This window comes from Acaryochloris sp. CCMEE 5410, from assembly GCF_000238775.2.
GTDB lineage: Bacteria > Cyanobacteriota > Cyanobacteriia > Thermosynechococcales > Thermosynechococcaceae > Acaryochloris.
The window spans coordinates 19476-33567 of sequence record NZ_AFEJ02000005.1 but is presented as its reverse complement, the minus strand read 5'-3'; the positions used below and the strand labels follow the sequence as shown (position 1 = coordinate 33567).

Annotated in this window: 13 protein-coding genes and 2 pseudogenes; 8 read left to right on the top strand and 7 right to left on the bottom strand. The window is 46.0% G+C overall.

Annotation, left to right across the window (positions count from 1 at the left end; all coding sequences use genetic code 11):
- Position 1: 1 nt before the first annotated feature.
- Positions 2 to 1075: a recombinase RecA gene (gene recA, locus ON05_RS33395; protein ID WP_010479377.1), complete on the bottom strand. Its 1074-nt coding sequence runs from the start codon at positions 1073 to 1075 to the stop codon at positions 2 to 4.
- 117 nt (positions 1076 to 1192) lie between these two features.
- Here recA and ON05_RS33390 point away from each other — a divergent pair, with 117 nt between their 5' ends.
- The 4 genes from ON05_RS33390 (at position 1193) to rpaB (ending at position 5436) form a co-directional block, all read left to right on the top strand.
- Entirely contained in the window at positions 1193 to 1396 is a 204-nt protein-coding gene (locus ON05_RS33390) for a hypothetical protein (RefSeq protein ID WP_010479379.1), read from the top strand.
- Positions 1393 to 2169 carry a GNAT family N-acetyltransferase gene (locus tag ON05_RS33385; RefSeq protein ID WP_010479381.1) on the top strand — a complete coding sequence of 259 codons (777 nt, stop codon included), beginning with the start codon at positions 1393 to 1395 and terminating at the stop codon, positions 2167 to 2169. The genes ON05_RS33390 and ON05_RS33385 overlap by 4 nt, the downstream gene beginning before the upstream one ends.
- 81 nt (positions 2170 to 2250) lie before the next feature.
- On the top strand, positions 2251 to 4512 hold the full coding sequence (locus ON05_RS33380) for a ribonuclease catalytic domain-containing protein (RefSeq protein ID WP_010479383.1): 2262 nt from the start codon (positions 2251 to 2253) through the stop codon (positions 4510 to 4512).
- A 192-nt stretch (positions 4513 to 4704) separates the two neighbouring features.
- The gene (gene rpaB / locus ON05_RS33375) at positions 4705 to 5436 is read left to right on the top strand and encodes a response regulator transcription factor RpaB (RefSeq protein ID WP_010479386.1); all 732 of its coding nucleotides are present in this window, start codon (positions 4705 to 4707) and stop codon (positions 5434 to 5436) included.
- 290 nt (positions 5437 to 5726) lie between these two features.
- On the opposite strand, the gene ON05_RS33370 is transcribed toward rpaB, so the two are convergent.
- The gene (locus ON05_RS33370; RefSeq protein ID WP_039781770.1) at positions 5727 to 6140 is read right to left on the bottom strand and encodes an ArsI/CadI family heavy metal resistance metalloenzyme; all 414 of its coding nucleotides are present in this window, start codon (positions 6138 to 6140) and stop codon (positions 5727 to 5729) included.
- Positions 6141 to 6229: 89 nt separating this feature from the next.
- Between ON05_RS33370 and ON05_RS33365 the strand changes: the two genes are divergently transcribed.
- From ON05_RS33365 to ON05_RS33350, 3 genes and pseudogenes are all read left to right on the top strand, one after another.
- Positions 6230 to 6559, top strand: coding sequence for a helix-turn-helix transcriptional regulator (locus tag ON05_RS33365; RefSeq protein ID WP_029315591.1), 330 nt, complete (start codon positions 6230 to 6232; stop codon positions 6557 to 6559).
- A 298-nt stretch (positions 6560 to 6857) separates the two neighbouring features.
- Positions 6858 to 7630 (top strand): annotated as a pseudogene (locus ON05_RS33360) (hypothetical protein).
- 486 nt (positions 7631 to 8116) lie between these two features.
- On the top strand, positions 8117 to 9100 hold the full coding sequence (locus ON05_RS33350; RefSeq protein WP_039781765.1) for a hypothetical protein: 984 nt from the start codon (positions 8117 to 8119) through the stop codon (positions 9098 to 9100).
- A gap of 143 nt (positions 9101 to 9243) precedes the next feature.
- On the opposite strand, the gene ON05_RS33345 is transcribed toward ON05_RS33350, so the two are convergent.
- The 3 genes from ON05_RS33345 to ON05_RS33335 all read right to left on the bottom strand — a co-directional run bounded on the left by ON05_RS33345 (position 9244) and on the right by ON05_RS33335 (position 11789).
- Positions 9244 to 10356: an alkene reductase gene (locus tag ON05_RS33345; protein ID WP_029315593.1), complete on the bottom strand. Its 1113-nt coding sequence runs from the start codon at positions 10354 to 10356 to the stop codon at positions 9244 to 9246.
- Between the two features lie 109 nt (positions 10357 to 10465).
- The gene (locus tag ON05_RS33340; protein ID WP_010479398.1) at positions 10466 to 11386 is read right to left on the bottom strand and encodes a DUF4351 domain-containing protein; all 921 of its coding nucleotides are present in this window, start codon (positions 11384 to 11386) and stop codon (positions 10466 to 10468) included.
- A 112-nt stretch (positions 11387 to 11498) separates the two neighbouring features.
- Positions 11499 to 11789, bottom strand: a complete 291-nt coding sequence (locus tag ON05_RS33335; RefSeq protein WP_010479401.1) for a hypothetical protein — start codon at positions 11787 to 11789, stop codon at positions 11499 to 11501.
- A 359-nt stretch (positions 11790 to 12148) separates the two neighbouring features.
- Between ON05_RS33335 and ON05_RS33330 the strand changes: the two genes are divergently transcribed.
- Entirely contained in the window at positions 12149 to 12358 is a 210-nt protein-coding gene (locus ON05_RS33330) for a hypothetical protein (RefSeq protein ID WP_010479403.1), read from the top strand.
- Between the two features lie 67 nt (positions 12359 to 12425).
- Here the strand turns inward: ON05_RS33330 and ON05_RS33325 are convergent, their stop codons facing one another.
- Both ON05_RS33325 and ON05_RS33320 read right to left on the bottom strand, forming a co-directional pair.
- Entirely contained in the window at positions 12426 to 13100 is a 675-nt protein-coding gene (locus ON05_RS33325) for a calcium-binding protein (RefSeq protein ID WP_010479405.1), read from the bottom strand.
- Between the two features lie 45 nt (positions 13101 to 13145).
- Positions 13146 to 14070: pseudogene (locus tag ON05_RS33320) on the bottom strand (B12-binding domain-containing radical SAM protein); the annotation flags it as partial.
- Positions 14071 to 14092 lie beyond the last annotated feature (22 nt).

The window sequence follows — 14092 nt, the reverse complement described above, 5'->3', positions numbered from 1 at the left end:
CTTAAGATGCATCAACTTCCTCTGTATCAGCCGGTTCTATCTCAACGGTCGTGATGGAATTTGCAGAAACTTTGGAGCCTAACTCCAGCTTCTGGCGTACTTGTTGTTCTACATTTTGGGCGAACTCTGGGTTATCCAGAAAGTATTGAATGGTATTCTCCCGACCCTGGCCTATATTGCTACCGTCATAGCTATACCAAGCTCCTTTGCGGACAATGATATCTGTTTCCTCCGCCATATCGACCAGACAACCCATGGTTGAGATCCCCTGGCCAAACAGGATGTCAAACTCTGCAATCCGAAACGGAGGTGCAACCTTATTCTTGGCAACCTTGACCTTAGCGCGGATGCCATACATATCGGTGCCTTTCTTCAGGGTCTGAATTCGACGAATATCCAAGCGAACGGAGGCATAGAACTTGAGGGCATTACCTCCCGTGGTCACCTCTGGACTGCCATAGGTGACCCCAATCTTCTGTCGCAGTTGGTTCAGGAAAATGACGGTGCTACCTGACTTGGCAATATTGCTTGTAATCTTACGCAGCGCTTGACTCATCAACCGAGCTTGCAACCCCATATGGGAATCTCCCATATCTCCCTCAATCTCAGCTCTGGGAGTAAGAGCAGCAACGGAATCGACCACGACGAGATCCACCGCACTTGAACGAACGAGTTGATCCACGATTTCTAAAGCCATTTCCCCTGAATCAGGCTGGCTTACAAGCAGCTCTGATATATCCACACCCAGTGCTGCTGCATAAACTGGATCAAGGGCATGTTCAGCGTCAACAAAGGCAGCGACTCCACCGGTCTTTTGGATCTGAGAAATCGCATGCAGGGCTACGGTGGTTTTCCCCGAACTCTCAGGTCCATAGATTTCAATGACGCGTCCTCTAGGAAGACCACCTCCTAGCGCTAAGTCTAGAGTCAATGCCCCACTAGAGATGGTCTCGATCTGCATCCGAGTGGCATCACCCAATCGCATGATGGCCCCTTTGCCAAACGTCTTTTCAACGTTTTTCATCACCAAGTCGAGGGCCTTTTGCTTCTCAGTCATTTCATTTTTGGCACTCATGAGTGAATCTCCAAAGGTGTGAATTGGGGGACGCTAGACCAATATAGTAATCTTGTACTAAAATGGTGTCAATAAGATACTTTTGTTCATGTTTTACCTCCACATGGTGAGGTTGTAATGGCAACAGATACACTTGCTGAACTGTTAGGATTCTCTGGTGGCTGGCTCGTCGGAGTCTCACTTGATTTAGAGTGGGGCTATCAGTGCTGGGTCATTACCCCAGAAAGACAGGTTCACACTGATGGAGAATTCTACGTGAATAGCCGAGTGGCATTAGAAGCAGGACGCTTTCTCGTGGAGAATTCCTTGGAGGTGGAGTGAAGAGTGAACCCATCGTCATGTCCTGGGAAGAGTATGAACTCATGCCTTGGCGGTTGGGCTGGAAGCATGAATATTTCAATGGGATGGCTTACCTCACGCCCAGACAGCAATCTGTTCTGACCGTCATCGAGGTTGCCCCCCGAAACGATACCCCGCAGTCCTTCAAGATCCGACCTGTTGTGTCAACGGATGTACTTGAGCTCAAGCATCTATTCTTTGAGATCTTTCACGACTCCGTTGAATATTGCAATTATGAAGAGCGGGATATTCAAGAATCAGCCCAAAGCTGTATTGACAACTATTTTGCCGCAGTCAAAGGTGAACCCTCAAAAGTGTCATGCGTTGCCATTTCACCTGAGGGGGAACTCATTGGCATAGCTCTCATAATTGAGCAGCCTGAACGGTATCCCTATCTTCGGTTGTTAGGCGTCTCCCCATCTTGGCAACGCCGAGGTGTCGCAACCAGCCTAATGGCGACAATACTCAACCAGCTCGTTAGCACTCCATTTACCCAGCTAGAGAGTCGATATTTCCTGGCGAATGAAGCGAGCAGAAACTGGCACCATCGATTTGGATTCCAGGATCAGCTCGACTTGTTCGTCGCTCGTCTATTTTACCGGCATGCTCAGCATGAATTATGGCGACAGGAAAAACTTGGTCAACTCCCGGAGAAAGACCTGTCCCGTTTGGCATCTGAAGTGGAGCAATGGCAGGCTGAAGTAGACCGTCAGGAAGTGGCCTTTGAAGCCACTTATACTCGTGAACTGTCCTAACAGATTGACTTCTCATCATCAACGGACAAAGCCCACCGCTCTGCATTAGAATGACCGAAAGTTTGTCCCAGTTAGCTCCCTATGCCTACTGCTACTTCTGAGAAGCTAAACCAGCTCCGAGCGCAGCTCCACGACTGCAGCAACCCAATTGCTGCCAAGCTACTCAAAAGTACGATTGCAAAACTTGAGGCTCAGTTAGGCACAGGCCAGGCCCAAGCATCCAAGATAGATCAACGGCAAGCCGCACTCAGGCCATCTCAGAAACAGGCCAAACAGAAAGCCTCACAACAGCAACGCACAACGCTAAAACCCCCACCACCCACAAATCAGGAGTCGCAACCTCCAAAAGAGCGGCCTTCTTCTCCCCGACAAGACTCTTCTATAGCAAAGCCTGAAGAAACACCCAAGAATAAGACCCGCTTCTCACCTGACGTTTTCAGAGTAGCCAAGCAGCTCGTCCTCGCGGATGAACTCTGGAATCGTCCCCAGGTCAAAGGCATCACCATCGATGGTCCTACTTCACGGGACCTAGATGACGCTATCTGGATAGAAGCGACTGAATCAGGGGCAGTCCTCTCTGTGCATATTGCTGATGTCTCCGAACTGGTGGAGATGGGCTCAATATTGGACAAAGTGGCCCTCTCTCGCACAGTCACGCGCTATTTCAGCAATGGGAATGCACCCATGCTGCCCAGACCCTTGTCCGAAGATAAGCTGAGCCTGCTGGAAGGCAAAGCCCGACCCACCGTTACCGTTCAGGTTACCCTCGACCCGAACGCCCAGATGGTTGACGTCAAACTCTTTGAGTCCTGGCTGGTGAGTCAAAAACGCTTTACCTATGCCGAAGCTTCTCAGCCTAAATCATCCACTCCTTTTCAAAACACACTGGAAATGGCCCATCTATGGGCCTCCCATCTATACCGAAATCGGCTGACATCCGGTTCAATTGGCGCGACCCAGACGGCTCAAGGTCAGTGGCTCACGGAAGAAGGTAGCCTTATCCAAGGCAAACTTCATCCCAGTCATATCCTTATTCAAGAATTTATGATCCTGGCGAACCTCGCCGTCGCTCAATGGCTGGCCGATCAGGATATCCCAGCGCTGTATCGGAATCATACCGCCAGAGCCATTGCCCCAGATCGGGAAACGATGTACCAGACGTTGTTGACGCTGGGGTCTAATGCTGCCATTCGACAGCGGTTGCACAGTTGGATGAACCGGGCCGTGTATAGCCCCGTCTTGATAGGGCACTTTGCCCTGAACCTTCCCGCCTATTGCCACTTCACCAGTCCGATTCGCAGAGTTGCAGACCTGATCAACCATCGGATTGTCAAAGCCCGCCTCAAGCAGCAAGACCTACCCTATACCCAGTCTGAACTGGCAGAATTGGGACAGCATATTGCCCAAGTCAAGGATGAGCATAAAGAGCAGGCCTCGGAGTTCTTCAAAGCAGCCCATCAAAAGGTCTACCAGGAGCAACTTCAGACCCCCGAAGACTTAGCAAATCTCTCTGGGAAAGAATTCACACGACTCCTGAAATATGCGGTTGAGTCTCAGGGGGTTGATCACCTTCGCAGTGAACTTGTGAACCGGTTAGACGCTGAGCAATTAGCCGTACAGGATCTCTACCTATTGCTCTTTCAGTCCAAAGAACTTGAGCTACATCAGCAAGTGATTCAGTATCTGTCTGGCCATATCCATGATGCGGCGAGTGTGATCACCATTGCCTCCAATCGAGAAGGGAACTGGGAAGCATTTAAATATCTGGAAGCGGAGAATAAACCACCATTCCATGTTTGGTTAGAGGTGAACATATCAGGAGACTCTATAACGACGATTCGTCCCGCCACTCATTCCCGCAAACAACCCGCTCGTCATCACGCATGTTTGATGTGGTTAGAAGCCTATCTCCAGAACAGCTTGGTCACTCCAGAAGCGCGTGTACAGCCTCCGTTACCAGAGGATCAATTATCGTCTAAAGCTTCAGCTCCTAGCAACAACAGTGCAGCCTCCCTATCCAAAGCGATGCAGACTGCTTTGATGAAACCACTCAGTGGTGGTCAGAATTTTGTTGGGATGTTGTTAGATGTTTGCCAGACATTGAGATGGGAGAATCCAGAGTATGAAATGGGCAGCTCAGATGATTGGTTTATCTGTAAATGTGAGCTGGATGTTCTGGGTGAACGGCTGGAAGGTAGCGGGGTGGCGAAGAAGAAAAAATTGGCTAAGAGTCTGGCTGCTAAAGAGGTACTGGAGCAAGTACGAGAGCTTGCACCTCAGCATTGGGAGGAGTGGTTTCCAGGAGTAGCATTCAGCCAGCCTAAGAATCTGACCAACCAATAAGATTGATTCCCTCCCAACAATTTAGGGTGATTCAAGCCAGAGGTGAAGGTGAGAGTGGGGTGGATTAGGGGTAGTTGATGCAAGAGTCATGCTTTCGCATAAATTGACCAATCATAAGAATCATTTCTATCAAGCGTCTTAAGCATTATTGCTTAGGTATAAATGCTACGTTGAACTAAAGCGTAGCCAAAGATGCCTGAATTCATGAATAATCAGAGCAATGAGCAGCATTCTATCTTGGTAGTTGATGATGAAGGGCCGATTCGACGAATTTTAGACACTAGACTATCCATGATGGGCTATCAGGTCTTCACTGCTGCTGATGGTGTAGAAGCACTAGAAATCTTTGATCGTCAACACCCTGATTTGATTGTTCTGGATGTGATGATGCCCAGGCTGGATGGATATGGTGTCTGTCGGGCCATCCGCAAGACCTCGAGAGTTCCGATCATTATGCTGACGGCACTTTCTGAGGTAAGAGATCGGATTACCGGCTTAGAAATGGGTGCGGATGATTACATGGTCAAGCCCTTTTCACCTAAGGAACTAGAATCTCGAGTGCGATGCATCATACGCCGAATGGGTTCTCTAAAACCTTTTAATTATCGAGTGACCGGAGTGATAAACATCGGTTCACTCCGGATTGACACCAACAAGCGGAAGGTATTCAGAGGACAAGAACGTATCATACTAACCCACATGGAATTTAGTCTGTTAGAACTATTGGCTAGTACCCCAGGAGCAGTAGTTTCTCGTCAAGAGCTGTTAGAGAAAGTGTGGGGATATAGTACTGGGAGCATCGTTGACTCGCGAGTAGTTGATGTCCATGTGTCTCGCCTACGGAATAAGCTCAAAGCCGATCAATTAGGATATGAACTCATCCATACGGTTCGAGGGGTAGGTTATACACTGAAATGCGAATAATCTCCTGACTTGATGGATTACGAAGCGAGGTAGAGACGCTGACCATTTCCAAGAATAACGGCAATAGTAGTTGCGATGAAGAGAACGAGGACAGTTTTTGTAAGCAGAATTACAACACATTTTTCTGTTTCATTAAAAGAAGTTGCCCTACAAAGGGGTGTCGAAGAAAGTGAGAATATGCAAAGAGGACAAGACCCGGCTTGGGTTATTAGTCGGGGCAGTGGTTTGAAGCTTATTTGTGTGGCAGCAATTTTGTGCGAAGATGCGCTCCAAACCACACAATCAGCAAGCTACGAGCAACAAACTGGCGATGCAGTTTTCTGAGATATGCCAAAGGTTGCAGAATCCTCCAAAACAGCATAGACTTCCCAGTCAGCACCGTCTGGATCTTTCACCCAAACTTTGTCTTGCAAAGCGTAGCAGCAAGTAGATTGGGTTTGAGGCGTCACGGATAAGTCAGTTTGCTGAAGGCGATCGCTGGCGTGTATAACCTGTTCAGGCGACTCTACCTCAATTCCCAGGTGATTTAACTTGTCTACTGCTTCAGGGTTTTCAATCAGCACTAGCTTCAAGGGTGGTTCAGCGATGGCGAAGTTAGCATAGCCTTGACGACGTTTTGCTGGCTCAGTCGCAAATAACTTGCTGTAGAAATCAACAGCAGAGTCGATATTACTAACGTTGAGAGCCAATTGAACACGAGACATAATTCGAGCCTCCTCGTATTGATAAATATCAATATTTAAATCCATCAATATTCTGGCAAGCTATATTGATATATGTCAATATAAGAGGCATGAAGTTATCTAAACCTGCTGTATCTTGCTGCTCCTCTTTACTGGCGGGTCGTCTGACACTAGATGAGGCGACTCACCTCGCTGTTGCTTTTCGCGTTTTAGGTGAACCTGCACGGTTGCGAATGCTTAGTTTGATTGCAGCGCAGCCAAATGGAGAGGTTTGTGCGTGTGAGTTAGCAGAGCCATTAGGACTGTCGCAACCAACCGTGAGTCATCATCTCAAGGTGATGTATAAGGTAGGTTTGCTGGAGCGGGAGCGACGAGGAACATGGATCTACTACAGGATGTTGCCAGAGAAGTTAGCATTGTTGCGAGAATCACTCTCGTAAGTTGCGCTGTAAAACAAGTCGCCGTACCGGAACATACTAAATTGGTCGCCCAGGTTGCAGAGACTAACTGTGTCCGGTGAGCTTGGTCGTTATTTACCCTACCTCCCATCTCAGATCACCAAAAGAGGACAAGACTCAACTTTTGTTTAAAACCACATGTTTGGGGGTTATTCGATTACGTTGAGATATTGTCAATTTTTTACGTAAGTTTTCGCCAACATAAGGCGATTTCTAGGAAAGACCTCACATACTTCTGACCACAGAATGTAATAGTGATGCATTGAATCTAACTCTGAGCATGCGTGACCAATTAACCTGGAATCAACTTGAAGATCTGAAATTTGCCTCCTCGAAAATGACAGGAGCCCGCCGCCGGGCTTTCCAGGCAGACATCGCCCTCAAATACTGTGACGGGAACCCCAATCTCACAGAAATTATCTTTGGCTGGGGTCGAAATACGGTGGCAACAGGTTTAGGTGAGAAGCGAACAGGCATGATTTGTGTAGGTGCTCAGTCGGGTTTCTGTGGCAGGAAGCGTTGGGAAGACCTTCACCCAGAGGTCGCAGCCGCCTTACGGGAGCTTGCAGAAGCTCATTGCCAACAAGACCCCACCTTTTCCAGCTCAACTGCCTATACCCGCTTAACAGCAGCTGCCGCTATCACCCACTTGAAAGCGCAAGGATTTCCCCCCAAGTCTGTACCGGCAAAGAGTACCATGGCCGTCGTCTTGAATCGGTTAGGCTATCGACTTCGCCCTGTCCTCAAAGCTAAACCCCAAAAAAACTGCCGGAAACCGATGCCATCTTTGCCAACCTCAAACACAAAGACCTGAAAGACCATGACGGTACCGTCAAACGATTGAGCATCGATTGCAAAGCCACAGTTGAACTAGGGGAGTCCTCTCGTCGGGGCAAGACTCGAACCCCAACGAAAGCCTGTGATCACGATATGGGGAGTGGGCCAAAATATATTCCCTGCGGCATCCTAGAGGAGGACACCGATACGTTACACATCATTTTTGGCCATTCTCACAAAACGAGCGATTTTATGGTCGATAATCTCCAGGACTGATCAGGCTCCAGAGAGCGAGAAACCTGTTTCTTTTCGCTTGGTTGGGCTCTTGGATCATGCTGTCAGTCAAGTCCTCTCTACCCGACTCGTCACTTTTGGTGGTTCTTCCAAAATACCTCTCTCTGTTTGAGCCTAGAAAAAAAATGTAAGCGTTTATTAGGTCTGGGATAGATGTAAATTGTTTTAGCCATTTGATATTGATTTATTAATTTCAAGAAGTTCGATTGTTCGTATAAAAGCTGTAATCTACAGATATTTAGTCTTTCTAGCAATTGGCTATGGCAGGTATTAAAAAGCAAAAAGATAATACTTATTAAGTTGCCTTAACCCAGACCTTATGAACGCTAACTCGGTGAATTTCCATTAATACTGAGTCTTTATGTCGTGATGCTAATGTAGAAAAGGCTTGGATTTGAGAGGTAGACAAGCTGCCACTTTATTACATGATAGTGGGAAGTTTCGGTCTACTTAAACTTAGCTAGTTAGATGAATCACAACATTTCCATCTTCACCGCTTTGTTGATTTCGTTGCTTCCTGCTTGTAGTCTGATCGGTTCAAGCTATGGGGGGCATCTGTCGCGGTCAGACGAGGTGCGTATTAATATCTCTGCCGAACCAATGGCAAGCTTTGACACCGAGTCCCGATCCATCCTGTTTCGGTATCTAGCTGGTAACTCCAGATGGGAGATTCGTCAGAAACGTGGAATCAAATATGCAGTAAGGCGGGAAAAGGTCATGGGTGAATATAAAACGACCCTCAATGGCTTTTATAGCAACGATGATGACGATTCCGTGCACCAGACCCGTGTGCTAATTGCCTTCGAAGAGCCATACGGAATAGGACGGGATCGCGGCAATATAACGCGAGCAATTGCAGGGTCTGACGATGTGGCTGTGATTGTTGAAGGTGCTCATGAAGGTAACCCCGGCAACACATCCTACGTCATTATTGAAGGCGATCGCTTATACCTCGAAATCTATGACCAAGCACCTGAGATTGCCCGAAAGTTTACACAGAATGCAATAGCCGAGGTATTCGCTGAATTAACAGATGTTCTGAAACATCAAGACGAAATCAAAACAACAGGTTTAATGCCTGTCGAATCGCGTTACCCAGGTAAGCGCCCGAATTCCCCACACTTCAAGGTTTCCGACGGAATGCAGCCGGGAATATATTTGCTCAACGGAGCTATTAACCCAACCACTCCCGGATATGTCTACACAAGGGTCTATGACGTAGAAACCGGACAACGCTTATCTGAGGAACAACTGACGTCTCGCTCGACGCGCTATGTTGGTTGGTCGGATTCTGGTGAGACATTCTTTCCATACAATGCTGAGGTAACGGTCTATGAAGGAGATTGGAGCAACAAATACGAAGCACGGTTTGAGCTCTGGCACAAGTCAGAACAAGGGAATGAATTCAAGATCGCGGAAATAACCAGGATGATTAATGGCTGGGAGCGCTAAGTTTGAAATTGTCAAAAGTCACAGGCCCGTCAAACATCGCAGTTCCCTGGCGCTTTGATGGTGTTGAGTCGTTTTTTTATAAACAAAAAACAGAGAATCTCGATTGATATCAGTCAATTGTAGAAAATCCTGAATTAGGTGGTTTAGGCTTGGGATTCTGAATAGATTGGGAAGTCTGTGTATCCTTCCCTCTCGAATGAATACCAAATACTCTGCTCTGCAGGTGGGTTTAAGGGCCAGCCGTTTGTGAAACGTTCCACTAGATCTGGATTGCTGATGAACGGTCGGCCAAAAGCGATTAAGTCAGCGTTACCGTTCGAAATTCTATCGTCTGCATCCTCTTGACTGTAACCACAATTGCCAATGATGGTTCCGTTATAGACAGACCTGAATTCTGATAATTGCATGGGTTCACCTAACTCATGGAATCCAAAGGCCAGACCGTCTAGTATGTGGAGATAAGCTAGATCAAAGGCATTTAACTGCTGAGCTACATACAAGAAAGTTTCACGATAGTCTGGTGACCCCATGTCGTTAAAGACGCCATTCGGCGAAAGCCGCACACCGATGCGGTGAGTTGGCCAGACTTGGGAAATTGCCTCTACGACTTCCTTTAGAAATCGATAGCGATTCTCCAAAGTTCCACCGTAACGATCTTGGCGTTGATTAGTTTTACTTTGCAGGAAGCTATCGAGCAGATAACCGTTGGCACTGTGAATTTCCACACCGTCAAAGCCAGCCGTTTTGGCATTGATAGCAGCTTGTCGATAATCCTCAACAACCAGTGGAATCTCATCGGTACTTAAAGCACGTGGGGTTTCATAGGGCTGCTTGCCTAGTGGGGTATGAATTGAGTCCCCCTCAAGTTTGATAGCTGAGGGGGCTACAGGAAGCTGATGATCCTGATGAAAGCTGCTGTGAGAAGCTCGCCCACAATGCCAAAGTTGCAGAAAAATCTTACCCCCTTTTTCATGAACAGCTTTAGTTACTACTTGCCAAGCTTGGGTTTGCTCTTGGGTGTAAATTCCAGGGACATGCTGCCAACCGATGGCTTGGTCTGAGATAAAGGTTCCTTCTGTGACAATCAAGCCTGTTGATGCCCGTTGAGCGTAGTATTCAGCCATCATTGCATTCGCCAACATTTCTTCCCCAGCTCGCGATCTTGTCATAGGAGCCATGACTATCCGATTGGAAAGCGGCAAATTATGAAGATTGAAACTGCTGAGTAATGTCGGGGATGTTCCTGTTGCTGTCATATCTCTATTCAATTGAATAAGGTGATAACCAAAAAATTGTATCTTGATCTGTGTGAAGCCTTGGTTAATAGCGACACACACCTAACATAACCAGTTACCCAGAGCTAATTTAGGAATTCTCCAAATTTTGCAACCAAGCATTCAAATCATCTAAGCTCTCGAATTCCAAAAGTGCTTCGCTCAGTGATTCAAGTTGATCAACCTCTAAGGATTGAATTTGAGTTTCCATTTCGGGAGAAAGCTGATTAAACTTCCGATTAAGTTGACGTAGAACAATACTCACCTCTCCTTTTTGCCAACCCCTTTCTTCCCAGCTAGTCAAAGTTTGCATGATGGCTTCTCGTTCTCCTAATTCTAATGTATCAATTTCTATTTGAAAGCGTTGCTCCTCGTTTGCTTCTAGTCGGAGATACGTGTCGATAAATTGAGAAATGAACTCTGTTCTAGCTGGATCAAGCTGCAAGGTAGCCAGCATCCTCAAACACTCCACTTTGACTCGTGGCCGATCCTCTTTAGCAATCTGCATCTTGGCCATTAATGCCGACGCCACAGGATTATCCCGTTTCAGAAAATCTCTCCAGTTCAAACGATTCAGTTGAATGTCTCGAAAATTGAACTGCAGAACCTGGAAATCGGGAAACTCAACTTTGTAGCTATTGTCTGCTTCCTTTTGGGGGCTGTCATAAGAAAAAATCACCACTGGGTAAATGGGCAAATCATATTTCTCATGCAATCGTGCAAAGTAGTAGAACATGCGTTTCTCAAAGTCCGCTTGAACTGACGATTGGGGTTCTATGTGAAATAGAAAGTAGCTGTCCTGTCCTCGAAACTGGACTTGAGCCAGCAAGTCAATGATACGCTTCTCCTCCGCGCCAATACTGCTGAAGACTTCCTGATACAAAAACGTGACGGGTCCACGCTCCACATAGTCTAAGACTTGGGGTAAAAACAAATCTAAGAATTCCCAAAAGAACGTCTCGATCAGTTCTTTGAACAGACCATCATGGTCAATGGACTCCTGTTGTGTCACCCGCTGCTCCGTGATTCGTATTTGATTCGTTGATTGAGTGTATCACTGGCATCTCATCCGAGTTATCCAGGTACGGCTTCTTGCAGAGGCCTTCGAAAAAGGGTGAAAGTCATCAAGACTGGCTGTTCAAGGCATCCGTTTCAATCCAGACAGTCTGATCGTAAAACCCACCCCGCTGCTCAAACTGAAATCCACCGAGTAGCATTCCTAGCCAGATAGGAACAAGTGATAGCTGTAGCTCGACCAAAGGCACCATCCCAGATGTCCCCTGTAAGTACGTTGAGATGGCATGTACCCATGCCAAAACATCCTCTTCTTCCAAGACTTGCAAGACTTCATCAGGTTGCTCAACCCTTAACTCAGTCTCCAGCTCTCCCAGCAACGATGCCTTGTCCTTGAGCACAACGATCGACTCACACTCCTCCTTGGGCAATGTTTGCTGAGTAATCGCCCATGAATGGAGTTCTCTCCGATGGATGTCATCGGCTTCTTGCCTTCTAGCTTAATGTCACTAGCTTTTTTCTGACAACAATGATGGGCCATTGGCCTGCCGAATAAAAATTCTATTAGTTTACCTCGCATCAAAGAGCATTCAATTGCAACTCAATTGCCTCTATATAAACCATCAATAAGCATAATCTTGAGTCTAATTAATTTATGTACAAAATTAAAATGAGATTCAGAATTTTTTCTTAAGAAATTGATAGTGGCTCAAAAAAAAATCTAAGTATAAAAAATACTACATATAGCTAAAAAATTTGAATGCTCATATTACAAATGAATTTTGAGTACAAACCATTGCGATCTCCCAAACTACCCCAAGCCTCAAAAAATATGGTGTGTGGATGGTCTATTTTTATTCTGGTAATTGTGATGAGTGGTGTATTGGATAAAGTCAATCTAGGCGACAACACTGTTACCAGTTCTCAAGAACTAAGACCTATCACCCATAAAATCACCCAAGATTTTTAGCAGATTTATTTCTCTTTCAAACGTCAAAGTGACATGAGCTGTTGAATTTTGGTATTTGAACAGCCTTTCAATACCCCCTATTTGTAAACCAAACAACATATTCTCTTAAATATTGGTAATTTGATGATGCCCTATCAATGGCTTCTAAATTGCTAAGGGACAACTGATAAATACGACTTTTACGATGGGCCATCACTTGCAGACCTTGCTTAACATTGCCCTTAACGAGATTTTGCACAGTAAGATTTTCTCTTGACATTGAAGGGCATCCTTCCTGGAAATCTATTACTTTCGCTTCAAACGGTAAATTTAAAACATTACTGAGGTGATGTTCCCATTTGCTCAACATACTCCATTGATCGTAAGGATCAATGCCAGCAAGGACCTGCTTGACACCTTTTGCTTCTGGTCCCAGAAAGTCCCAAGCATGTTCGATTTGTATTTGTTGGTAGGCTTTTTCTACATCCTCTAGAGAATCGCGTGCTGTGGTTGGTTCAATGTCTTTTGGATCTAGATAAGTTTGGTCCCATCCCCACCCTTGTTGCTCACACTTTGCAATGAAGGATGAAGGCATGTTCATTAAAGTTTCACTATCCCATTCGATACCAATAATTTCTTCATCAAACGGGGCGTCTGACACACGACCTTGCCAACCACCTATCTCAATGCTGAAATCGGGGTCTTTCGTACCAGGTTTAACTATCACCGAATCACCTATTTTGGAGTAAGTAAATTCTTCCATTGATCTACAATTAGCTACGTCAAATTTTCCACAAGGTTCGATTAGTTAACACAGAGAAGTCGCTAAAACTCCCTCATTATGAGAATTGAGTTGGGACGCTTTCTGTGCTGCTAGTTGCTGTCTTAATTGGTCTTTCACTTCATGCCGAAAGCAGAAGAAATGTTCTCCAGCTCCCAAAGCAATCAGGTAGTCAAAGATGAGCCTGGGCTTTAGGACAACTATTGTCATTTGCTGCCACCAAAAGCGGAAGCGGGTTGAACGCAGAATTCCCTGCCACCAGCAAATATTTAAAAAATACACTCAGTTCGATGGTAGTGATCCGACGTCGTATTTTGCCGCACCACCCATTCATCATCATCATATGGCGTAAGGTACGTTTGAGGTAAGGCATGGGCTCATAAATCTGCCAAAAGGCATCAATATATTCCTCGGTGATATCTTCCACAGGTCGTGTAGGAATGAAGTTCATGATTGTACCTTGATGAAACGTATCTACGCTCCCACTGCGGAGACGACCCTCCTCATGCAGACGTTTCCACATTGCCGTATTTTGCAGCACTTGCAGCAAACTAAACTGACATTGAGGGATGCCCGTTTCCTCAATAAAATCAACGATACGTTGGCCTGCACCAGGGCGTTCATTATCAAAACCAATGATGAAGCCCGACATAATTTGAATGCCTTTACGAGTGATTTTGTGACAAGACTCAATGAGAGAAAGACGGGTATTCTTTAGCTTGTGGATACCCACGAGACTGTCAGTATCTGGGGTTTCGATGCCCATGAATACCATTGTGAAACCTGCATTTACCATCAACTCAATCAGTTCCTCATCTTCGGCAAGGTTGAGTGAGGCTTCTGTGAGAAGAATAAAGGGATAGTGATGGGACTCCATCCAAGGAATCAATGCCCTGAGAAAGACTTTGGCATTCCGTTTATTACCGATAAAATTGTCGTCCACCACAAACACTTACCGCTCATTTATTTTAAAG

Excerpts from the sequence above, each read along its gene's own strand:
- recA (WP_010479377.1), bottom strand. The coding sequence starts at position 1,075 with ATGAGTGCCAAAAATGAAATGACTGAGAAGCAAAAGGCCCTCGACTTG.
- ON05_RS33390 (WP_010479379.1), top strand. The coding sequence starts at position 1,193 with ATGGCAACAGATACACTTGCTGAACTGTTAGGATTCTCTGGTGGCTGG.
- ON05_RS33380 (WP_010479383.1), top strand. The coding sequence starts at position 2,251 with ATGCCTACTGCTACTTCTGAGAAGCTAAACCAGCTCCGAGCGCAGCTC.
- rpaB (WP_010479386.1), top strand. The coding sequence starts at position 4,705 with ATGCCTGAATTCATGAATAATCAGAGCAATGAGCAGCATTCTATCTTG.
- ON05_RS33370 (WP_039781770.1), bottom strand. The coding sequence starts at position 6,140 with ATGTCTCGTGTTCAATTGGCTCTCAACGTTAGTAATATCGACTCTGCT.
- ON05_RS33365 (WP_029315591.1), top strand. The coding sequence starts at position 6,230 with ATGAAGTTATCTAAACCTGCTGTATCTTGCTGCTCCTCTTTACTGGCG.
- ON05_RS33350 (WP_039781765.1), top strand. The coding sequence starts at position 8,117 with ATGAATCACAACATTTCCATCTTCACCGCTTTGTTGATTTCGTTGCTT.
- ON05_RS33345 (WP_029315593.1), bottom strand. The coding sequence starts at position 10,356 with ATGACAGCAACAGGAACATCCCCGACATTACTCAGCAGTTTCAATCTT.
- ON05_RS33330 (WP_010479403.1), top strand. The coding sequence starts at position 12,149 with ATGCTCATATTACAAATGAATTTTGAGTACAAACCATTGCGATCTCCC.
- ON05_RS33325 (WP_010479405.1), bottom strand. The coding sequence starts at position 13,100 with ATGGAAGAATTTACTTACTCCAAAATAGGTGATTCGGTGATAGTTAAA.